Origin of the sequence: Streptococcus infantis, from assembly GCF_047464615.1 — a bacterium.
Taxonomy (GTDB): Bacteria; Bacillota; Bacilli; order Lactobacillales; family Streptococcaceae; genus Streptococcus; species Streptococcus infantis_Y.
Map to the genome: position 1 here is coordinate 114,073 of NZ_JASHBO010000003.1, position 18,685 is coordinate 132,757.

The window sequence follows — 18,685 nt, forward strand, 5'->3', positions numbered from 1 at the left end:
ATAATGGCAAATCGTTTAAAAGAAAAATATCTTAATGAAGTAGTTCCTGCTTTGACAGAACAATTCAACTACTCATCAGTGATGGCTGTGCCTAAAGTAGATAAGATCGTTTTGAACATGGGTGTTGGTGAAGCTGTATCAAACGCTAAAAGTCTTGAAAAAGCTGCTGAAGAATTGGCACTTATCTCAGGTCAAAAACCACTTATCACTAAAGCTAAAAAATCAATCGCCGGCTTCCGTCTTCGTGAAGGTGTTGCGATCGGTGCAAAAGTTACCCTTCGTGGTGAACGTATGTACGAATTCTTGGATAAATTGGTTTCAGTTTCACTTCCACGTGTACGTGACTTCCACGGTGTTCCAACAAAATCATTTGACGGACGCGGAAACTACACACTTGGTGTGAAAGAACAATTGATCTTCCCAGAAATCAACTTCGATGACGTTGACAAAACTCGTGGTCTTGACATCGTTATCGTAACTACTGCTAACACTGACGAAGAGTCACGTGCATTGCTTACAGGCCTTGGAATGCCTTTTGCAAAATAATATAGGAGGTATAACTAATGGCTAAAAAATCTATGATTGCTAAGAACAAACGCCCAGCGAAGTTCTCTACTCAAGCATACACTCGCTGTGAACGTTGTGGACGTCCACACTCAGTTTACCGCAAGTTTAAACTTTGCCGTGTTTGCTTCCGTGAATTGGCATATAAAGGTCAAATCCCTGGTGTAACAAAAGCATCTTGGTAATTTAAGATATCAAGGGCGTCAAAACTCCAAGTGAAAATAGGAAACTTGACGAAGAAACTTTAGTTTCTAGAAAAGTTTATCTTTTTCACACAGAGTTTAGCCCGGGTTCAGTTGGGCTTGCCAATTTGAACACGAGCTACAGCTTTGGCAAAAAAGACCAATTTGCTTTGGAGCATCGCTCCTGCATCAAATTGCCTATTTTTGCACTTGCTGTTACGCTCTTTGTATCATGTATTAACTAGCAAGTGCAACTTGCAAACTACTAGTAAGAGGAGAAAAATAAAATGGTTATGACTGACCCAATCGCAGACTTCCTAACTCGTATTCGTAATGCTAACCAAGCAAAACACGAAGTACTTGAAGTACCTGCATCAAACATTAAAAAAGGGATTGCTGAAATCCTTAAACGCGAAGGTTTTGTTAAGAACGTAGAAATCATCGAAGATGACAAACAAGGCATCATCCGTGTATTCCTTAAATACGGACCAAACGGTGAAAAAGTTATCACAAACTTGAAACGTGTTTCTAAACCAGGACTTCGTGTCTACAAAAAACGTGAAGACCTTCCAAAAGTTCTTAACGGACTTGGAATTGCTATCCTTTCAACTTCAGAAGGTTTGCTTACTGATAAAGAAGCACGCCAAAAGAACGTTGGTGGAGAAGTTATCGCTTACGTTTGGTAATATTTAGTCCCCAATTTCTTTGTGACTCTTCGTTATCGTCTCTTGCCTAACCCAAAGTTATGCCTACGAGACGATGACTAGATTCACCTTGAAATTGAAACCTAAATGTTCCTTCAAATCGAGAAATCGATTTACCCCCGTGAAAACTGGCCAACAAGGCCTGACAATTTAACAGGAGAATAAAAACATGTCACGTATTGGTAATAAAGTTATCGTGTTGCCTGCTGGTGTTGAAATCACTAACAATGACAACGTTGTAACTGTAAAAGGACCTAAAGGAGAACTTACTCGCGAGTTCTCAAAAGATATTGAAATTCGTGTGGAAGGTACTGAAGTAACTCTTCACCGTCCAAACGATTCAAAAGAAATGAAAACTATCCACGGAACTACTCGTGCTCTTTTGAACAACATGGTTATTGGTGTATCAGAAGGATTCAAGAAACAACTTGAAATGCGTGGGGTTGGTTACCGTGCACAACTTCAAGGATCAAAACTTGTTTTGGCTGTTGGTAAATCACATCCAGACGAAGTTGAAGCTCCAGAAGGAATTACTTTTGAACTTCCAAACCCAACAACAATCGTTGTTAGCGGAATTTCAAAAGAAGTAGTTGGTCAAACAGCTGCTTACGTACGTAGCCTTCGTTCACCAGAACCTTACAAAGGTAAAGGTATCCGTTACGTTGGCGAATATGTTCGTCTTAAAGAAGGTAAAACAGGTAAATAATATTGAGTGGTTGATTTTCAGCTACCAATATCATTTCCAACTTTGTGCATAGCACACGATTTAAAACTAAAGAGGTGAAAACTGTGATTTCTAAACCAGATAAAAACAAACTCCGCCAAAAACGCCACCGTCGCGTTCGCGGAAAACTCTCTGGAACTGCTGATCGCCCACGTTTGAACGTATTCCGTTCTAATACAGGCATCTACGCTCAAGTTATTGATGACGTAGCGGGTGTAACGCTCGCAAGTGCTTCAACTCTTGACAAAGAAGTTTCAAAAGGAACAAAAACTGAACAAGCCGTTGCTGTCGGTAAACTCGTTGCAGAACGTGCAAACGCTAAAGGTATTTCAGAAGTGGTGTTCGACCGCGGTGGATATCTATATCACGGACGTGTGAAAGCTTTGGCTGATGCAGCTCGTGAAAACGGATTGAAATTCTAATAGGAGGACACTAGAAAATGGCATTTAAAGACAATGCAGTTGAATTAGAAGAACGCGTAGTTGCTGTTAACCGTGTTACTAAAGTTGTTAAAGGTGGACGTCGTCTTCGTTTTGCAGCTCTTGTAGTCGTTGGTGACCACAACGGTCGCGTAGGATTTGGTACTGGTAAAGCTCAAGAAGTTCCAGAAGCAATCCGCAAAGCAGTAGAAGATGCTAAGAAAAACTTGATCGAAGTTCCTATGGTTGGAACAACAATCCCACACGAAGTTATTTCAGAATTCGGTGGAGCTAAAGTATTGTTGAAACCTGCTGTAGAAGGTTCTGGGGTTGCCGCTGGTGGTGCTGTTCGTGCCGTTATCGAGTTGGCAGGTGTAGCTGATGTTACATCTAAATCTCTTGGCTCAAATACTCCAATCAACATTGTTCGTGCAACTGTTGAAGGTTTGAAACAATTGAAACGCGCTGAAGAAGTTGCTGCCCTTCGTGGTATTTCAGTTTCTGATTTGGCATAAGAAAGGGGATAAAATGGCTCAAATTAAAATTACTTTGACTAAGTCTCCAATCGGACGCATTCCATCACAACGTAAAACTGTTGTAGCACTTGGACTTGGCAAATTGAACAGCTCTGTTATTAAAGAAGATAACCCAGCAGTACGTGGTATGATCACTGCAGTATCTCACTTGGTAACAGTTGAAGAAGTAAACTAATTAAATTTTAGGGGATGTGCAGTATACCATCCCCTAAAACTAGATATAGTCATCTTTGATGACAAACGTATAGGCGAGTTGATAGGAGAGACAACCTTTTCTCTCTTATCGGCGCTAGCATTTTACAAAAGAGGAGAAAATATATAATGAAACTTCATGAATTGAAACCTGCAGAAGGTTCTCGTAAAACTCGTAACCGTGTTGGTCGTGGTACTTCATCAGGTAACGGTAAAACATCTGGTCGTGGTCAAAAAGGTCAAAAAGCTCGTAGCGGTGGCGGAGTACGCCTTGGTTTTGAAGGTGGACAAACTCCATTGTTCCGTCGTCTTCCAAAACGTGGATTCACTAACATCAACGCTAAAGAATACGCAATTGTTAACCTTGACCAATTGAACGTCTTTGAAGATGGTGCAGAAGTAACTCCAGTTGTTCTTATCGAATCAGGAATTGTTAAAGCTGAAAAATCAGGTATCAAGATTCTTGGTAACGGTGAGTTGACTAAGAAATTGTCTGTAAAAGCAGCTAAATTCTCTAAATCAGCTGAAGAAGCTATCACTGCTAAAGGTGGTTCAGTAGAAGTCATCTAAGAGAGGTGACCTATGTTTTTTAAATTATTGAGAGAAGCCTTCAAAGTCAAGCAAGTTCGATCAAAAATTCTTTTTACAATTTTTATCGTCTTTGTCTTCCGTATCGGGACTAGCATTACGGTTCCATGGGTGAATGCCAATAGCTTGAATGCTTTGAGTGGTCTATCTTTTCTAAATATGTTAAGTTTGGTGTCTGGTAATGCCATGAAAAACTTTTCAGTTTTTGCACTTGGTGTTAGTCCATACATTACTGCTTCTATCGTTGTCCAACTCTTGCAAATGGATTTATTACCGAAGTTTGTAGAGTGGGGCAAACAAGGGGAAGTTGGTCGTAGAAAGTTGAACCAGGCAACGCGATATATTGCCCTTGTTCTTGCATTCGTGCAATCTATCGGAATTACTGCTGGTTTTAATGCTTTATCTGGAGCCAAACTTTTGACTGTTCCTTTAACACCACAAGTTTTCCTTGTGATTGGAGCAATCCTAACAGCGGGTAGTATGATTGTAACTTGGTTGGGAGAGCAAATTACTGATAAGGGTTATGGGAATGGTGTTTCCATGATTATCTTTGCGGGGATTGTTGCTTCAATTCCTGATATGATCAAGGGTATCTATGTTGACTACTTTGTCAATGTACCAAGCAGTCGCTTGACTTCCTCCCTCATTTTTGTTGCTATCTTAATTGTAGCAGTCTTATTGATTGTTTACTTTACAACTTATGTTCAACAAGCTGAATATAAGATACCAATTCAGTATACTAAGGTAGCACAAGGAGCACCGTCAAGTTCCTATCTTCCATTGAAGATTAACCCTGCAGGAGTTATTCCAGTTATCTTTGCTAGCTCGATTACTGCAGCACCAGCGGCAATTTTACAATTTGTAAGTGCATCTGGTCTTGATTGGGCCTGGGTACGTAGTGCTCAGGAGTTGCTATCTACAACAGCCCCTACAGGTATCGCTCTGTACGCTCTGTTGATTATCCTCTTTACATTCTTCTATACATTTGTACAGATTAATCCAGAGAAGGCAGCAGAAAATTTGCAAAAGAGCGGTGCTTATATCCACGGAGTCCGTCCTGGTAAAGGGACAGAAGAGTATATGTCAAAACTTCTTCGTCGTCTCGCAACAGTCGGTTCCCTCTTCCTAGGTGTCATTTCTATTTTACCTATTGTAGCTAAGGATTTATTCGGTCTTTCAGAAGTCGTTGCTTTTGGGGGGACAAGTCTTTTGATCATTATCTCAACAGGTATTGAAGGAATTAAACAATTGGAAGGTTATTTATTGAAACGTAAGTATGTTGGTTTCATGAATACAACAGAATAATTGTAATAGAAAAGAAAATTCACTATTGCTCAGAGAGTGGAGTTTAAAAATCAAAGACCTTGTCAGATTTTTATCTCCTCTCTTCTATTTTGTTTTTAAATAGGAGTTGAAATGAATTTTTGCTTCTATTTAAAAACAAAAAAGGAGTTTGAATCATGAATCTTTTGATTATGGGCTTACCTGGTGCAGGTAAGGGTACACAGGCAGCAAAAATTGTTGAACAATTTCATGTTGCTCATATCTCAACAGGAGATATGTTCCGTGCAGCAATGGCTAATCAAACTGAAATGGGTGTCTTAGCTAAGTCATATATCGACAAAGGCGAGTTGGTTCCAGATGAAGTTACAAATGGTATCGTGAAAGAGCGTCTCTCACAAGATGACATTAAAGAAACTGGTTTCTTGTTGGACGGGTACCCACGTACAATTGAACAAGCTCATGCCTTGGATAAAACTTTAGCTGAATTAGGGATTGAGCTTGAAGGTGTTATTAACATCGAAGTAAATCCAGATAGTCTTTTGGAGCGTTTGAGTGGTCGTATCATTCACCGTGAAACTGGCGAAACTTTCCATAAAGTTTTCAACCCACCAGTTGACTACAAAGAAGAAGACTATTACCAACGTGAAGATGACAAACCTGAAACAGTAAAACGTCGTTTGGATGTTAATATTGCCCAAGGTGAACCAATTATTGCCCACTATCGTGCAAAAGGTTTGGTACATGATATCGAAGGTAACCAAGATATCAATGATGTCTTTGCAGATATCGAAAAAGTATTGACAAAATTGAAATAAAAGCGTTTTTCATGCTTGCAAAATGTCTCTACAAATGTTATACTGAGTTAGTCTGACTTATAATTGTTGTCTCTGTGTCTAGAGGCATCAAATCGAAATTTATGGAGGTACTTTTGCGTGGCAAAAGACGATGTGATTGAAGTTGAAGGTAAAGTAGTTGATACTATGCCGAATGCAATGTTTACGGTTGAACTTGAAAATGGACATCAGATTTTAGCAACAGTTTCTGGTAAAATTCGTAAAAACTATATTCGTATTTTAGCGGGAGATCGTGTTACTGTCGAAATGAGTCCATATGACTTGACACGTGGACGTATCACTTACCGCTTTAAATAATCGAAAAACTTGGAGGGATAAGAAATGAAAGTAAGACCATCGGTCAAACCAATTTGCGAATACTGTAAAGTAATTCGTCGTAATGGTCGTGTTATGGTAATTTGCCCAGCAAATCCAAAACACAAACAACGTCAAGGATAAGATAGAAAGGAGAAAACATGGCTCGTATTGCTGGAGTTGACATTCCAAATGACAAACGCGTAGTAATTTCATTGACTTATGTGTACGGTATCGGACTTCCAACATCTAAGAAAATCTTGGCAGCTGCTGGAATTTCAGAAGATGTACGTGTTCGCGATCTTACACCAGATCAAGAAGATGCTATCCGTCGTGAAGTGGATGCAATTAAAGTTGAAGGTGACCTTCGTCGTGAAGTTAACTTGAACATCAAACGTTTGATGGAAATCGGTTCATACCGTGGTATCCGTCACCGTCGTGGACTTCCTGTCCGTGGACAAAACACTAAAAACAACGCTCGCACTCGTAAAGGTAAAGCTGTTGCGATTGCTGGTAAGAAAAAATAATATAGGAGGTAAAAGTCTTGGCTAAACCAACACGTAAACGTCGTGTGAAAAAGAATATCGAATCTGGTATTGCTCATATTCACGCTACATTTAATAACACTATTGTTATGATTACTGATGTGCATGGTAATGCAATTGCTTGGTCATCAGCTGGTGCTCTTGGTTTCAAAGGTTCTCGTAAATCTACACCATTTGCTGCTCAAATGGCTTCTGAAGCTGCTGCTAAATCTGCACAAGAACACGGTCTTAAGTCAGTTGAAGTTACTGTTAAAGGTCCAGGTTCTGGTCGTGAGTCAGCTATTCGTGCTCTTGCTGCCGCTGGTCTTGAAGTAACAGCAATTCGTGATGTGACTCCAGTGCCACACAATGGTGCTCGTCCTCCAAAACGTCGCCGTGTATAATCATAACCTTACACTGCTTTTCGTTTAAGAGGGAGTAACTAAATGATCGAGTTTGAAAAACCAAATATAACAAAAATTGATGAAAATAAAGATTATGGCAAGTTTGTAATCGAACCGCTTGAACGTGGTTACGGTACAACACTTGGTAACTCTCTTCGTCGTGTACTTCTAGCTTCTCTTCCGGGGGCGGCTGTAACATCTATCAATATCGAAGGTGTATTGCATGAATTTGATACAGTTCCGGGTGTTCGCGAAGACGTGATGCAAATCATTCTGAACATCAAAGGTATTGCAGTAAAATCTTACGTTAAAGACGAAAAGATCATTGAACTAGATGTGCAAGGTCCTGCTGAAATTACAGCTGGAGATATCTTGACAGATAGCGACATTGAAATTGTAAATCCAGATCATTATCTCTTTACAATCGGTGAAGGTTCTTCTCTAAAAGCGACAATGACTGTTAACAGTGGTCGTGGATATGTACCTGCTGATGAAAACAAAAAAGATAATGCACCAGTTGGAACACTTGCTGTAGATTCTATTTATACACCAGTTACAAAAGTCAACTATCAAGTTGAACCTGCTCGTGTAGGTAGCAATGATGGTTTCGACAAATTAACCCTTGAAATCTTGACTAATGGAACAATTATTCCAGAAGATGCTTTAGGGCTTTCAGCACGTATCTTGACAGAGCACCTTGATTTGTTTACAAATCTTACAGAGATTGCTAAGTCAGCAGAAGTGATGAAAGAAGCTGATACTGAATCGGACGACCGTATCTTGGAACGTACGATTGAGGAACTTGACTTGTCTGTGCGTTCATACAACTGTTTGAAACGTGCCGGTATCAACACTGTGCATGATTTGACAGAAAAATCTGAAGCAGAGATGATGAAAGTAAGAAATCTTGGACGCAAGAGTTTGGAAGAAGTGAAAGTCAAACTCATTGATTTGGGTCTTGGATTAAAAGATAAATAAAGGAGGAATAAATGGCTTACCGTAAACTAGGACGCACTAGCTCACAACGTAAAGCAATGCTTCGCGATTTGACAACTGACCTTTTGATCAACGAATCAATCGTGACAACTGAAGCTCGTGCTAAAGAAATCCGTAAAACTGTTGAAAAAATGATTACTCTAGGTAAACGTGGTGATTTGCATGCACGTCGTCAAGCAGCTGCTTTCGTACGTAATGAAATCGCATCTGAAAACTATGATGAAGCAACTGATAAGTACACTTCTACTACAGCACTTCAAAAATTGTTCTCAGAAATCGCACCTCGTTATGCTGAACGTAACGGTGGATACACTCGTATCCTTAAAACTGAACCACGTCGTGGTGATGCAGCGCCAATGGCGATCATCGAATTAGTATAAAATCATCAATTTTGTTGAGTGTTATGATGATGGAGTCTTGTGCTCTTAGTCTAGCTCTGGTCTACCGCTAGGACTTATGTCCTAGCGGGAACACTCATCATAAGATGATAAGGTAGACGCTTGTTTACGAAATTGTTTTTTACTAAAGAACAATTTCGTAAGCAGGCGTTTTTGAGTATTTTAGTAAGAAATATGCTATACTATTGAAAAAGAAAATCAACAATGTTCATTTTCTCAAAAATATTCTATAAAGAGGTTATGTGCCAATAAATTATCAGTTTTAAGTTCTAAACTAGCGACTTGGTAAAAAATATTAGCCTGGTACAAGATCAACTAAGAGATTTTTTTAGGGTTTCAACTTGGATAATTGTTCACTATTAAGTGATTTAGTTACTCTATCTCCCTTTTTCATTTTATTTTTGTCCAAAATGGATATCGTTCTGTGTTAGAAACGGAGTTTAATCATGAAAGCTATTATTACTGTTGTTGGTAAAGATAAATCTGGAATTGTTGCAGGTGTTGCGACAAAAATTGCTGAATTAGGCTTAAATATTGATGATATCTCACAAACAGTCTTAGACGAATTCTTTACTATGATGGCTGTGGTATCTAGTGATGAAAAACAAGATTTTACTCATCTTAGAAACGAATTTGAGGTTTTTGGTCAGACTTTGAATGTCAAAATCAATATTCAAAGTGCTGCTATTTTTGATGCTATGTACAATATCTAGGAGGTATTTATGGATATTAGACAAGTTACCGAAACAATCGCAATGATTGAGGAGCAAAACTTCGACATTAGAACCATTACCATGGGGATTTCCCTTTTGGACTGTATCGATCCAGATATCAATCGTGCTGCGGACAAAATATATGAAAAGATTACTACAAAAGCAGCTAATTTAGTGGCTGTTGGAGATGAAATTGCGGCTGAGTTAGGAATTCCTATTGTGAATAAACGTGTGTCAGTAACTCCAATTTCCTTGATTGGTGCTGCTACCGATGCGACGGATTATGTACTCTTGGCTAAAGCACTGGATAAAGCTGCGAAAGAAATTGGTGTTGACTTCATTGGTGGTTTTTCAGCCTTGGTACAAAAGGGTTATCAAAAAGGTGATGAAATCCTTATCAACTCCATTCCTCGTGCTTTGGCAGAAACGGATAAGGTTTGTTCATCAGTAAATATCGGTTCTACCAAATCGGGCATCAATATGACTGCAGTAGCGGATATGGGACGCATTATCAAGGAAACAGCTTCTTTATCTGATATGGGGGCGGCTAAATTGGTTGTATTTGCCAACGCGGTAGAGGACAATCCTTTTATGGCAGGCGCTTTTCATGGTGTAGGCGAAGCAGATGTCATCATCAATGTCGGTGTTTCTGGTCCAGGTGTTGTTAAACGTGCCTTGGAAAAGGTTCGAGGTCAGAGCTTTGATGTTGTTGCTGAAACTGTTAAAAAGACAGCCTTCAAGATTACCCGCATTGGTCAATTAGTCGGTCAAATGGCTAGTGAGCGACTTGGAGTTGATTTTGGAATTGTCGATCTGAGTTTGGCTCCAACTCCAGCAGTGGGTGATTCTGTAGCTCGTGTTCTTGAAGAAATGGGACTGGAAACAGTTGGGACCCATGGAACGACGGCTGCTTTGGCTCTCTTAAACGACCAAGTTAAGAAGGGCGGAGTTATGGCCTGCAACCAAGTCGGTGGTTTATCAGGTGCCTTTATCCCTGTTTCTGAGGATGAGGGAATGATTGCTGCTGTGCAAAATGGCTCCCTTAATTTGGAAAAACTAGAAGCTATGACGGCTATCTGCTCAGTTGGTTTGGATATGATTGCCATTCCTGAAGATACACCTGCAGAAACGATTGCGGCGATGATTGCGGATGAAGCTGCTATCGGAGTTATCAATATGAAAACAACAGCTGTACGTATTATTCCAAAAGGAAAAGAAGGCGATATGATTGAGTTTGGTGGGCTTTTAGGAACAGCTCCAGTCATGAAAGTCAACGGTGCATCGTCTGTTGATTTCATTGCTCGTGGAGGGCAAATTCCAGCTCCAATCCATAGTTTTAAAAATTAAAAAGAAATGGAATCTGTTTAAGTTGGGTTTAAGGATAGACAGGTATACTATAATCATTAAATAAAGACCTCCTAACTTTATTTAATAGAAATCCTAACTTTTTCATAATAATCTCCTACAAAAGTCACTCCAAAGGGTGACTTTTGTTTTTTTCTAATCAGAAATGAGGAGACTTGTATGCCCAAATTTGAGAAATTTTTGAAAAAAGATGATGATTTTAGAGTGAAAATATGTCTTTTTATTAGGTAAACATGGGCTAAAACCTTGCTATTATTGGCTTTTTGAAAAATTATGGTATAATAGTAGTAGTTTTAATAGATGGAGTTAAATTTTGAAAAAACGCTTTCGTGTAAAAAAAGAGAAAGATTTTAATGCAATATTTAAAGAAGGGAAGAGTTTTGCTAATCGTAAGTTTGTTATTTATCGATTAGAAAATAATGAACAGCATTTTCGAGTTGGTCTGTCTGTCAGCAAAAAATTGGGAAACGCTGTCATGAGAAATCAGATCAAAAGAAGAATTCGACATATTCTGATTGAACATAAAAATCAGCTGGTTGAAAACGTAGATTTTGTTGTGATTGCTCGAAAAGGTGTTGAAATCTTGGACTACGCGGAAATGGAAAAAAATCTACTTCACGTATTAAAGTTATCAAAGATTTACCAGGAAGGAAATGGAAGTGAAAAAGAAATTACAGTTGACTAGCTTCATGGTGCTTGCTTTGTTTGTGATGAGCGCCTGCACGGCTAGTGGTACGACGAGTGAGATTACAGCTGAATCAACAGATTTTTGGAGTAAATTTGTTTATTTTTTTGCTGAAATCATTCGCTTTTTATCATTTGATACAAGTATTGGTCTGGGGATTATTTTATTTACCCTTCTAATCAGAACCATTCTTTTACCAGTCTTTCAGATACAAATGGTGGCATCTAGAAAGATGCAAGAAGTACAACCACTGGTTAAGGAGTTGCGAGAACGTTATCCGGGACGGGATATGGAGAGCCGTACCAAGCTGGATCAAGAAATGCGTCAGTTGTTCAAGCAACATGGTGTCAAACAGTCAGCTTCTCTTTGGCCAATCTTAATCCAAATGCCAGTCTTGTTGGCCTTGTTCCAAGCTTTGAGTAGGGTAGAATTTCTAAAAACGGGTCATTTCTTATGGATTAACCTTGGTGGTGTTGATACGACTTTTGTTTTGCCTATTCTGGCAGCTATCTTTACTTTCCTTAGCACGTGGTTATCCAATAAGGCCATGGTTGAGAAAAATGGCGCCATGACAGGGATGATGTATGCAATGCCAGTCATGATTTTCTTCTTTGCCATGTATTCACCAAGTGGGGTTGCCTTATACTGGGCGGTATCCAATGCTTATCAGGTGCTCCAAACCTATCTGCTCAACAATCCATTCAAGATTATTGCAGAGCGTGAGGCGGGAGTACAGGCTCAGAAGGATTTAGAAATCAAGAAGAGAAAAGCTCTCAAGAAAGCACAGAAAAAGAAAAAGTAAGGAGGAATCTTGTAATGGTATTATTTACAGGTTCAACTGTTGAGGAAGCAATTCAAACGGGATTGAAGGAATTGGGGATTCCTAGAATGAAGGCGCATATCAAGGTTGTCTCAAGGGAGAAAAAAGGTTTCTTTGGCCTTTTTGGGAAGAAACCAGCGCAAGTTGATATCGAAGCAATTAGTGAGACAACTGTTGTGAAGGCAAATCAGCAAGCAGTTAAGGGAGTTCCAAAGGAAGTTAATGCTAAGAACGAACCCGTTAAGACTGTTAGTGAAGCAACCGTAGACTTAGGGCATGTTGTTGAAGCAATCAAAAAAATCGAGGAAGAAGGACAAGGGATCTCTGAAGAAGTCAAGGCCGAAATTCTTAAAAATGAGAAAGAAGCTAGTACAATTTTAGAGGAGACTGGTCATATTGCCATTCTAAAAGATTTGCTGCCAGAAGAATCTAAAGAGCAGGAAGAAGTCGAGCAGAATGATGATTTAGAAAATCTAGGTTTGAAGATTGAACCGACCTATGATATTGACCAGGTGGTCGAAGAAGTAACCAACTATGTTCAAGGTATTATTGATGATATGGATGTTGAGGGAGCAATTTCAAGTACCTCAAATCGCCGTTCTATCAATATGCAAATTGATACCAATGAACCGGGTCGTATTATCGGTTACCATGGTAAGGTCTTGAAATCTCTTCAGCTCTTAGCACAAAATTATCTTTATAACCGCTATTCAAGAACCTTCTATATTACCATCAATGTTAATGATTATGTAGAACACCGTGCAGAAGTCTTGCAAAGCTATGCACAGAAGTTAGCTACACGTGTCCTAGAAGAGGGACGTAGTCAGGTGACTGATCCAATGTCTAGCAGCGAACGTAAAATCATCCATCGTATTATTTCACGTATGGAGGGTGTCACTAGTTATTCAGAAGGTGATGAACCAAATCGTTACGTTGTGGTTGATACAGAATAATCAAAGCAAAATCAGGGGCTCCCTGATTTTTTGCTAGCTAAGGGAGGTTGATCCTATGTTGAATACAATGAGAGAATATCTAACTTACTCTGGTTTACAGTATCAAAAACCCGAGAAGGCAGGTCAAGAAGCTGAAAAAATGCTTTATTTGAGGAGCAAGGGGCAGGAGGCTAGAAAGGTCTTTACACACTTAGCCAAGGCTTTTCAAGAAAGACATCCAGAATGGGATCTCCAAGGGACGAGTCAGTGGATGAATCAAGCCCAACGTTTGCGACCGCATTTCTGGGCCTATCTACAGCGTGAGGGAGAAGTGACAGAGCCTATGTTGGCCCTTCGTTTATATGGAAGCCCTTCTGATTTTGGAGTTTCACTAGAAGTGAGTTTTATAGAACGTAAGAAGGATGATAAAACTTTAGACAAACAGGCCAAGGTCCTAGAAGTTCCAGTGGCAGAAGGGGTTTACTATCTAGTTTACTCAAATGGAGAAAGTCAAAAGATGGAGGCTACTGAGGAAAATCGTCAAATTTTAAGAGAAAAACTATCCCATCAAGAAGTCCGAAAGGTTTTAGTGAAGATAGATATTCCAGTGACAGAAAATTCATCTGAAGAAGAAATCCTAGAAGCTCTACTGAAATCTTATGACAAAATTCTTCCATTTTATCTAGCTACAAGAAAATAAGGTAATCATAAAAATATCATAAATCATACAGTCCAAGAGTGAACAGTCCGCTGTGTAATTCTTGGTCTTTTTGTTTCCGTTTTCACATTATATAATAAACTTACAAAAACAATTCAAAAGGAGAACAATTATGGAAGTCATTTCAAGTGTTCTAAATTGGTTTTCTAGCAATATTTTGCAGAATCCCGCATTTTTCGTAGGTTTATTGGTGCTAATAGGATACGCACTGTTGAAAAAACCTGCTCATGACGTTTTCTCAGGTTTCGTTAAAGCAACAGTAGGCTATATGTTGCTCAACGTGGGTGCTGGTGGTTTGGTTACAACCTTCCGTCCAATCTTGGCAGCCCTTAACTACAAATTCCAAATTGGTGCAGCGGTTATCGACCCTTACTTTGGACTTGCTGCAGCAAACAATAAAATTGCAGCTGAATTTCCAGATTTCGTCGGAACTGCAACTACAGCTCTATTGATCGGTTTTGGAGTAAATATCTTGCTTGTAGCTCTACGCAAGATTACGAAAGTAAGAACCCTCTTTATTACTGGTCACATCATGGTACAACAAGCTGCAACTGTATCTCTTATGGTTCTATTCTTAGTCCCACAATTGCGCAATGCTTATGGTACAGCAGCAATCGGTATCATCTGTGGCCTTTACTGGGCAGTTAGTTCAAATATGACTGTTGAGGCAACTCAACGTCTGACTGGTGGTGGCGGATTTGCGATTGGTCACCAACAACAATTTGCAATCTGGTTTGTAGATAAAGTGGCAGGACGCTTTGGTAAGAAAGAAGAAAGTCTAGACAATCTTAAATTGCCTAAGTTCCTCTCAATCTTCCATGATACTGTTGTTGCCTCTGCTACTTTGATGCTCGTTTTCTTTGGAGCCATTCTGTTAATCTTGGGTCCAGACATTATGTCTAATAAAGAAGTCATCACTTCAGGAACTCTATTCAATCCTGCAAAACAAGATTTCTTTATGTACATTATCCAAACAGCCTTCACCTTCTCAGTTTACTTGTTTGTTTTGATGCAAGGTGTCCGCATGTTCGTATCTGAGTTGACAAATGCCTTCCAAGGTATTTCAAACAAATTGTTGCCTGGTTCATTCCCAGCGGTCGACGTTGCGGCTTCTTATGGATTTGGTTCACCAAATGCGGTCTTGTCAGGATTTGCCTTTGGTTTGATCGGTCAATTGATCACAATTGTCTTGCTCATCGTCTTTAAAAACCCTGTCCTTATTATTACAGGATTTGTACCAGTGTTCTTTGATAATGCAGCCATCGCGGTCTATGCTGATAAGCGTGGCGGATGGAAAGCAGCCGTTATCCTATCCTTCATTTCAGGTGTCCTCCAAGTTGCTCTAGGAGCTCTCTGTGTAGCCCTTCTCGACTTAGCATCTTACGGTGGTTACCATGGAAATATCGACTTTGAATTCCCATGGCTTGGATTTGGCTATATCTTCAAATACCTCGGTATCGTTGGTTATGTACTTGTATGTCTCTTCTTGCTCGTTATTCCTCAACTTCAATTTGCAAAAGCAAAAGATAAAAAGAAATATTACAACGGTGAAGTTCAAGAAGAAGCTTAGTGTCTAGAAAAGGAGAAAATAAAATGGTTAAAGTATTAGCAGCGTGCGGAAATGGAATGGGTTCATCTATGGTTATCAAGATGAAGGTTGAAAATGCCCTCCGTAAACTTAATCAAACAGATTTTACAGTCAATTCATGCAGTGTCGGTGAAGCAAAAGGTTTAGCAGCAGGCTATGACATCGTAATCGCTTCTCTTCATTTGATCCAAGAATTGGAAGGTCGGACTAATGGGAAGTTAATCGGGCTTGACAACTTGATGGATGATAAAGAAATCACTGAAAAACTCAGTCAAGCACTACAGTAAAAGGTTGGAGGGGGCTGGACAGAAACTGAGAGTTATCGTTTCTGTCCTTCTCCCTCTTTAAATAAGGGAGGCAGATATGAATTTAAAACAAGCTTTAATTGACAATGACTCAATCCGACTAGGGTTAGAGGCTAAAGATTGGAAGGAAGCAGTCAAGGTAGCAGTAGATCCCTTGATTGAAAGTGGGGCAATTTTGCCAGAGTATTACGATGCTATTATCGAATCAACTGAGGAGTATGGTCCTTACTATATCTTGATGCCAGGTATGGCTATGCCCCATGCTAGACCTGAAGCTGGAGTGCAAAGAGATGCCTTTTCATTGATTACCTTACAAAATCCTGTTGTATTTTCAGATGGGAAAGAAGTCTCTGTTTTGTTGGCACTAGCAGCAACAAGCTCAAAAATTCACACGAGTGTAGCTATTCCACAAATCATTGCTTTGTTTGAATTAGAAGATTCTATTGCACGTTTACAGGCTTGTCAGACTAAAGAAGATGTCTTGGCGATGATCGAAGAATCTAAGGATAGCCCTTATCTTGAAGGATTGGATTTGGAAAGTTAGAAAGAGGAATAAAGAAATGACAAAAAGAATACCTAATTTACAAGTTGCATTAGACCATTCAGACTTGCAAGGAGCGATTAAAGCAGCTGTTTCTGTTGGTCAGGAAGTAGATATTATCGAAGCTGGAACTGTTTGCTTGCTTCAAGTTGGAAGTGAACTGGTTGAAGTCTTGCGCAGTCTTTTCCCAGATAAGATGATTGTGGCAGATACAAAATGTGCTGATGCTGGTGGAACAGTTGCCAAAAATAATGCCGTTCGTGGAGCAGATTGGATGACTTGCATCTGTTGTGCAACCATCCCTACTATGGAAGCAGCTCTAAAGGCTATCAAGGCTGAACGAGGAGAACGAGGCGAAATCCAGATCGAGCTTTATGGTGATTGGACTTTTGAACAAGCTCAGCTTTGGCTAGATGCAGGTATCTCCCAAGCTATCTATCACCAATCTCGTGATGCCCTTCTTGCTGGTGAAACTTGGGGTGAAAAAGACCTTAATAAGGTTAAAAAACTCATTGACATGGGCTTCCGTGTGTCTGTAACAGGTGGTCTAGATGTAGATACTCTCAAACTTTTTGAAGGTGTTGATGTCTTTACCTTTATCGCAGGTCGTGGAATTACAGAGGCTGCAGATCCAGCAGGAGCAGCGCGTGACTTCAAGGATGAAATCAAACGAATTTGGGGGTAAACCATGGCACGTCCAATTGGAATTTATGAAAAGGCAACCCCTACACACTTTTCTTGGCTAGAACGTTTAAATTTTGCCAAGGAGTTAGGCTTTGATTTTGTCGAGATGTCTATTGATGAACGTGACGAGCGTTTAGCAAGACTGGACTGGAGCAAGGAAGAACGCTTGGAAGTTGTCAAAGCGATTTATGAAACTGGAGTTCGTATTCCTTCTATCTGTTTTTCAGGTCATCGTCGTTACCCATTGGGATCAAATGATCCAGTTCTAGAGGAAAAATCTCTGGAACTCATGAAAAAATGTATCGAATTAGCTCAAGATTTGGGAGTTCGTACGATTCAATTAGCTGGTTACGACGTTTACTATGAGGAAAAATCACCCCAGACACGCCAACGTTTTATTAAAAATTTGAGAAAAGCTTGTGACTGGGCAGAAGAAGCTCAGGTGGTACTTGCCATTGAAATTATGGATGATCCTTTTATCAATAGCATCGAAAAATACTTGGCTATAGAGAAAGAAATTGACTCTCCATACCTCTTTGTATATCCAGATATTGGGAATGTGTCTGCCTGGCATAATGATGTCTATAGTGAGTTCTATCTCGGACATCATGCCATCGCAGCCCTCCATCTCAAGGATACTTATGCAGTGACAGAAAGTTCAAAGGGCCAGTTCCGAGATGTACCTTTTGGGCAAGGTTGTGTCAAATGGGAAGAAGCTTTCGATATTTTAAAGCAAACCAATTATAATGGACCTTTCCTAATCGAAATGTGGTCTGAAAATTGTGAAACTGTAGAAGAGACACGCGCAGCCATTCAAGAGGCCCAAGCCTTTCTCTACCCACTTATTAAGAAAGCAGGTCTGATGTAAGATGAATCAAGTAATTAATGATATGCGTAAACGAGTCTGTGATGCCAATCAATCATTGCCAAAACATGGACTTGTTAAATTTACCTGGGGCAATGTATCGGAAGTCAATCGCGAACTCGGTGTCATTGTTATCAAACCATCAGGCGTAGATTATGACGAATTGACACCTGAAAACATGGTAGTGACTGATCTAGATGGCAAGGTCCTAGAAGGAGATCTAAGACCATCTTCTGACCTTCCGACTCATGTGCAGTTATATAAGGCTTGGCCAGAGATTGCTAGTGTGGTCCACACCCATTCGACTGAAGCCGTTGGTTGGGCTCAGGCAGGTCGTGATATTCCTTTCTATGGAACAACCCATGCGGATTATTTCTACGGTTCAATCCCTTGCGCTCGTAGTTTGACTAAGGATGAAGTAGAAGTAGCCTATGAAAAAGATACTGGCCTAGTTATCGTAGAAGAGTTTGAACGTCGTGGTTTCAACCCTGTTGAAGTACCAGGGATTGTCGTACGTAATCACGGTCCATTCACCTGGGGCAAAAACCCAGAGAATGCTGTCTATCACTCTGTTGTACTAGAGGAAGTATCTAAGATGAATCGCTTTACAGAGCAAATCAATCCAAGAGTTGAACCTGCTCCTCAGTACATCCTAGAAAAACACTACCAACGTAAACATGGACCAAATGCTTATTACGGTCAAAAGAAATAAGAAATTGAATTGAAAAGAGGCTAGGACCTTTCGATCCAAGCCTCGCTTTTGTAGTTGTCATTATCCACTGTTCGGAGTTTACAGCATATAATTG

28 protein-coding genes are annotated in these 18,685 nt (G+C 39.8%); all 28 read left to right on the forward strand.

Going from position 1 to position 18,685, the window contains the following annotated elements:
* The first annotated feature begins 3 nt into the window (after positions 1-3).
* The 28 genes from rplE (at position 4) to QM450_RS02865 (ending at position 18,591) form a co-directional block, all read left to right on the forward strand.
* A complete protein-coding gene (gene rplE, locus QM450_RS02730) occupies positions 4-546 on the forward strand; it encodes a 50S ribosomal protein L5 (RefSeq protein ID WP_000013542.1) in 543 nt (180 codons plus the stop codon).
* 17 nt (positions 547-563) lie between these two features.
* A complete protein-coding gene (locus QM450_RS02735) occupies positions 564-749 on the forward strand; it encodes a type Z 30S ribosomal protein S14 (protein ID WP_001085699.1) in 186 nt (61 codons plus the stop codon).
* A gap of 284 nt (positions 750-1,033) precedes the next feature.
* Complete coding sequence (gene rpsH / locus QM450_RS02740) at positions 1,034-1,432, forward strand: 30S ribosomal protein S8 (RefSeq protein ID WP_000245504.1); 399 nt, start codon at positions 1,034-1,036, stop codon at positions 1,430-1,432.
* A gap of 187 nt (positions 1,433-1,619) precedes the next feature.
* Positions 1,620-2,156 carry a 50S ribosomal protein L6 gene (rplF, locus tag QM450_RS02745; protein WP_000086625.1) on the forward strand — a complete coding sequence of 179 codons (537 nt, stop codon included), beginning with the start codon at positions 1,620-1,622 and terminating at the stop codon, positions 2,154-2,156.
* 83 nt (positions 2,157-2,239) lie between these two features.
* On the forward strand, positions 2,240-2,596 hold the full coding sequence (gene rplR / locus QM450_RS02750; RefSeq protein ID WP_000624044.1) for a 50S ribosomal protein L18: 357 nt from the start codon (positions 2,240-2,242) through the stop codon (positions 2,594-2,596).
* Between the two features lie 17 nt (positions 2,597-2,613).
* On the forward strand, positions 2,614-3,108 hold the full coding sequence (gene rpsE, locus QM450_RS02755; protein ID WP_000874203.1) for a 30S ribosomal protein S5: 495 nt from the start codon (positions 2,614-2,616) through the stop codon (positions 3,106-3,108).
* 13 nt (positions 3,109-3,121) lie between these two features.
* Positions 3,122-3,304: a 50S ribosomal protein L30 gene (rpmD, locus tag QM450_RS02760; RefSeq protein ID WP_000057243.1), complete on the forward strand. Its 183-nt coding sequence runs from the start codon at positions 3,122-3,124 to the stop codon at positions 3,302-3,304.
* A gap of 146 nt (positions 3,305-3,450) precedes the next feature.
* Positions 3,451-3,891 (forward strand): 50S ribosomal protein L15, encoded by a 441-nt coding sequence (rplO, locus tag QM450_RS02765; RefSeq protein ID WP_000766079.1) that lies wholly within the window; start codon positions 3,451-3,453, stop codon positions 3,889-3,891.
* 12 nt (positions 3,892-3,903) lie between these two features.
* Positions 3,904-5,214, forward strand: coding sequence for a preprotein translocase subunit SecY (gene secY, locus QM450_RS02770; RefSeq protein WP_000465391.1), 1,311 nt, complete (start codon positions 3,904-3,906; stop codon positions 5,212-5,214).
* A 155-nt stretch (positions 5,215-5,369) separates the two neighbouring features.
* The gene (locus QM450_RS02775) at positions 5,370-6,008 is read left to right on the forward strand and encodes an adenylate kinase (RefSeq protein WP_248035749.1); all 639 of its coding nucleotides are present in this window, start codon (positions 5,370-5,372) and stop codon (positions 6,006-6,008) included.
* A 117-nt stretch (positions 6,009-6,125) separates the two neighbouring features.
* Positions 6,126-6,344 carry a translation initiation factor IF-1 gene (infA, locus tag QM450_RS02780; protein ID WP_001029883.1) on the forward strand — a complete coding sequence of 73 codons (219 nt, stop codon included), beginning with the start codon at positions 6,126-6,128 and terminating at the stop codon, positions 6,342-6,344.
* A 24-nt stretch (positions 6,345-6,368) separates the two neighbouring features.
* On the forward strand, positions 6,369-6,485 hold the full coding sequence (gene rpmJ / locus QM450_RS02785; RefSeq protein WP_001808836.1) for a 50S ribosomal protein L36: 117 nt from the start codon (positions 6,369-6,371) through the stop codon (positions 6,483-6,485).
* 17 nt (positions 6,486-6,502) lie between these two features.
* Positions 6,503-6,868 carry a 30S ribosomal protein S13 gene (gene rpsM, locus QM450_RS02790; RefSeq protein ID WP_000090783.1) on the forward strand — a complete coding sequence of 122 codons (366 nt, stop codon included), beginning with the start codon at positions 6,503-6,505 and terminating at the stop codon, positions 6,866-6,868.
* 17 nt (positions 6,869-6,885) lie between these two features.
* A complete protein-coding gene (gene rpsK, locus QM450_RS02795; RefSeq protein WP_001118385.1) occupies positions 6,886-7,269 on the forward strand; it encodes a 30S ribosomal protein S11 in 384 nt (127 codons plus the stop codon).
* Between the two features lie 42 nt (positions 7,270-7,311).
* Positions 7,312-8,247 (forward strand): DNA-directed RNA polymerase subunit alpha, encoded by a 936-nt coding sequence (locus QM450_RS02800; protein WP_000568996.1) that lies wholly within the window; start codon positions 7,312-7,314, stop codon positions 8,245-8,247.
* An 11-nt stretch (positions 8,248-8,258) separates the two neighbouring features.
* Positions 8,259-8,645, forward strand: a complete 387-nt coding sequence (gene rplQ, locus QM450_RS02805) for a 50S ribosomal protein L17 (protein WP_000331493.1) — start codon at positions 8,259-8,261, stop codon at positions 8,643-8,645.
* A gap of 464 nt (positions 8,646-9,109) precedes the next feature.
* Positions 9,110-9,376 carry an ACT domain-containing protein gene (locus QM450_RS02810; protein WP_000644115.1) on the forward strand — a complete coding sequence of 89 codons (267 nt, stop codon included), beginning with the start codon at positions 9,110-9,112 and terminating at the stop codon, positions 9,374-9,376.
* A 9-nt stretch (positions 9,377-9,385) separates the two neighbouring features.
* On the forward strand, positions 9,386-10,723 hold the full coding sequence (locus QM450_RS02815) for a PFL family protein (protein ID WP_414319579.1): 1,338 nt from the start codon (positions 9,386-9,388) through the stop codon (positions 10,721-10,723).
* Between the two features lie 331 nt (positions 10,724-11,054).
* Positions 11,055-11,426: a ribonuclease P protein component gene (gene rnpA / locus QM450_RS02820; protein ID WP_414271117.1), complete on the forward strand. Its 372-nt coding sequence runs from the start codon at positions 11,055-11,057 to the stop codon at positions 11,424-11,426.
* Positions 11,401-12,228, forward strand: coding sequence for a YidC/Oxa1 family membrane protein insertase (locus QM450_RS02825; RefSeq protein ID WP_414319580.1), 828 nt, complete (start codon positions 11,401-11,403; stop codon positions 12,226-12,228). The genes rnpA and QM450_RS02825 overlap by 26 nt, the downstream gene beginning before the upstream one ends.
* 14 nt (positions 12,229-12,242) lie before the next feature.
* The gene (jag, locus tag QM450_RS02830) at positions 12,243-13,199 is read left to right on the forward strand and encodes an RNA-binding cell elongation regulator Jag/EloR (RefSeq protein WP_049504883.1); all 957 of its coding nucleotides are present in this window, start codon (positions 12,243-12,245) and stop codon (positions 13,197-13,199) included.
* Between the two features lie 55 nt (positions 13,200-13,254).
* On the forward strand, positions 13,255-13,878 hold the full coding sequence (locus tag QM450_RS02835; RefSeq protein WP_414319581.1) for an HI_0552 family protein: 624 nt from the start codon (positions 13,255-13,257) through the stop codon (positions 13,876-13,878).
* A gap of 130 nt (positions 13,879-14,008) precedes the next feature.
* Entirely contained in the window at positions 14,009-15,466 is a 1,458-nt protein-coding gene (locus QM450_RS02840; protein ID WP_414319582.1) for a PTS ascorbate transporter subunit IIC, read from the forward strand.
* Between the two features lie 23 nt (positions 15,467-15,489).
* Positions 15,490-15,771 carry a PTS sugar transporter subunit IIB gene (locus QM450_RS02845; protein WP_000241466.1) on the forward strand — a complete coding sequence of 94 codons (282 nt, stop codon included), beginning with the start codon at positions 15,490-15,492 and terminating at the stop codon, positions 15,769-15,771.
* Between the two features lie 76 nt (positions 15,772-15,847).
* Complete coding sequence (locus tag QM450_RS02850; protein ID WP_001049925.1) at positions 15,848-16,333, forward strand: PTS sugar transporter subunit IIA; 486 nt, start codon at positions 15,848-15,850, stop codon at positions 16,331-16,333.
* Positions 16,334-16,349: 16 nt separating this feature from the next.
* The gene (locus tag QM450_RS02855) at positions 16,350-17,015 is read left to right on the forward strand and encodes a 3-keto-L-gulonate-6-phosphate decarboxylase UlaD (RefSeq protein ID WP_414319583.1); all 666 of its coding nucleotides are present in this window, start codon (positions 16,350-16,352) and stop codon (positions 17,013-17,015) included.
* A 3-nt stretch (positions 17,016-17,018) separates the two neighbouring features.
* Positions 17,019-17,882, forward strand: coding sequence for an L-ribulose-5-phosphate 3-epimerase (locus QM450_RS02860; protein ID WP_414319584.1), 864 nt, complete (start codon positions 17,019-17,021; stop codon positions 17,880-17,882).
* Between the two features lies 1 nt (position 17,883).
* Entirely contained in the window at positions 17,884-18,591 is a 708-nt protein-coding gene (locus QM450_RS02865; RefSeq protein ID WP_414319585.1) for an L-ribulose-5-phosphate 4-epimerase, read from the forward strand.
* Positions 18,592-18,685: the final 94 nt, after the last annotated feature.

Bases quoted from the DNA above. Each gene is read 5' to 3' on its own strand.
- QM450_RS02850 (WP_001049925.1), top strand. From the start codon at position 15,848: ATGAATTTAAAACAAGCTTTAATTGACAATGACTCAATCCGACTAGGG.
- QM450_RS02835 (WP_414319581.1), top strand. From the start codon at position 13,255: ATGTTGAATACAATGAGAGAATATCTAACTTACTCTGGTTTACAGTAT.
- rplF (WP_000086625.1), top strand. From the start codon at position 1,620: ATGTCACGTATTGGTAATAAAGTTATCGTGTTGCCTGCTGGTGTTGAA.
- rplO (WP_000766079.1), top strand. From the start codon at position 3,451: ATGAAACTTCATGAATTGAAACCTGCAGAAGGTTCTCGTAAAACTCGT.
- QM450_RS02865 (WP_414319585.1), top strand. From the start codon at position 17,884: ATGAATCAAGTAATTAATGATATGCGTAAACGAGTCTGTGATGCCAAT.
- jag (WP_049504883.1), top strand. From the start codon at position 12,243: ATGGTATTATTTACAGGTTCAACTGTTGAGGAAGCAATTCAAACGGGA.
- QM450_RS02735 (WP_001085699.1), top strand. From the start codon at position 564: ATGGCTAAAAAATCTATGATTGCTAAGAACAAACGCCCAGCGAAGTTC.
- QM450_RS02800 (WP_000568996.1), top strand. From the start codon at position 7,312: ATGATCGAGTTTGAAAAACCAAATATAACAAAAATTGATGAAAATAAA.
- QM450_RS02815 (WP_414319579.1), top strand. From the start codon at position 9,386: ATGGATATTAGACAAGTTACCGAAACAATCGCAATGATTGAGGAGCAA.
- rpsH (WP_000245504.1), top strand. From the start codon at position 1,034: ATGGTTATGACTGACCCAATCGCAGACTTCCTAACTCGTATTCGTAAT.
- rpsM (WP_000090783.1), top strand. From the start codon at position 6,503: ATGGCTCGTATTGCTGGAGTTGACATTCCAAATGACAAACGCGTAGTA.
- QM450_RS02810 (WP_000644115.1), top strand. From the start codon at position 9,110: ATGAAAGCTATTATTACTGTTGTTGGTAAAGATAAATCTGGAATTGTT.
- QM450_RS02840 (WP_414319582.1), top strand. From the start codon at position 14,009: ATGGAAGTCATTTCAAGTGTTCTAAATTGGTTTTCTAGCAATATTTTG.
- QM450_RS02775 (WP_248035749.1), top strand. From the start codon at position 5,370: ATGAATCTTTTGATTATGGGCTTACCTGGTGCAGGTAAGGGTACACAG.
- QM450_RS02855 (WP_414319583.1), top strand. From the start codon at position 16,350: ATGACAAAAAGAATACCTAATTTACAAGTTGCATTAGACCATTCAGAC.
- rpmJ (WP_001808836.1), top strand. From the start codon at position 6,369: ATGAAAGTAAGACCATCGGTCAAACCAATTTGCGAATACTGTAAAGTA.
- QM450_RS02845 (WP_000241466.1), top strand. From the start codon at position 15,490: ATGGTTAAAGTATTAGCAGCGTGCGGAAATGGAATGGGTTCATCTATG.
- rplE (WP_000013542.1), top strand. From the start codon at position 4: ATGGCAAATCGTTTAAAAGAAAAATATCTTAATGAAGTAGTTCCTGCT.
- rpmD (WP_000057243.1), top strand. From the start codon at position 3,122: ATGGCTCAAATTAAAATTACTTTGACTAAGTCTCCAATCGGACGCATT.
- rpsE (WP_000874203.1), top strand. From the start codon at position 2,614: ATGGCATTTAAAGACAATGCAGTTGAATTAGAAGAACGCGTAGTTGCT.
- QM450_RS02860 (WP_414319584.1), top strand. From the start codon at position 17,019: ATGGCACGTCCAATTGGAATTTATGAAAAGGCAACCCCTACACACTTT.
- rplQ (WP_000331493.1), top strand. From the start codon at position 8,259: ATGGCTTACCGTAAACTAGGACGCACTAGCTCACAACGTAAAGCAATG.
- secY (WP_000465391.1), top strand. From the start codon at position 3,904: ATGTTTTTTAAATTATTGAGAGAAGCCTTCAAAGTCAAGCAAGTTCGA.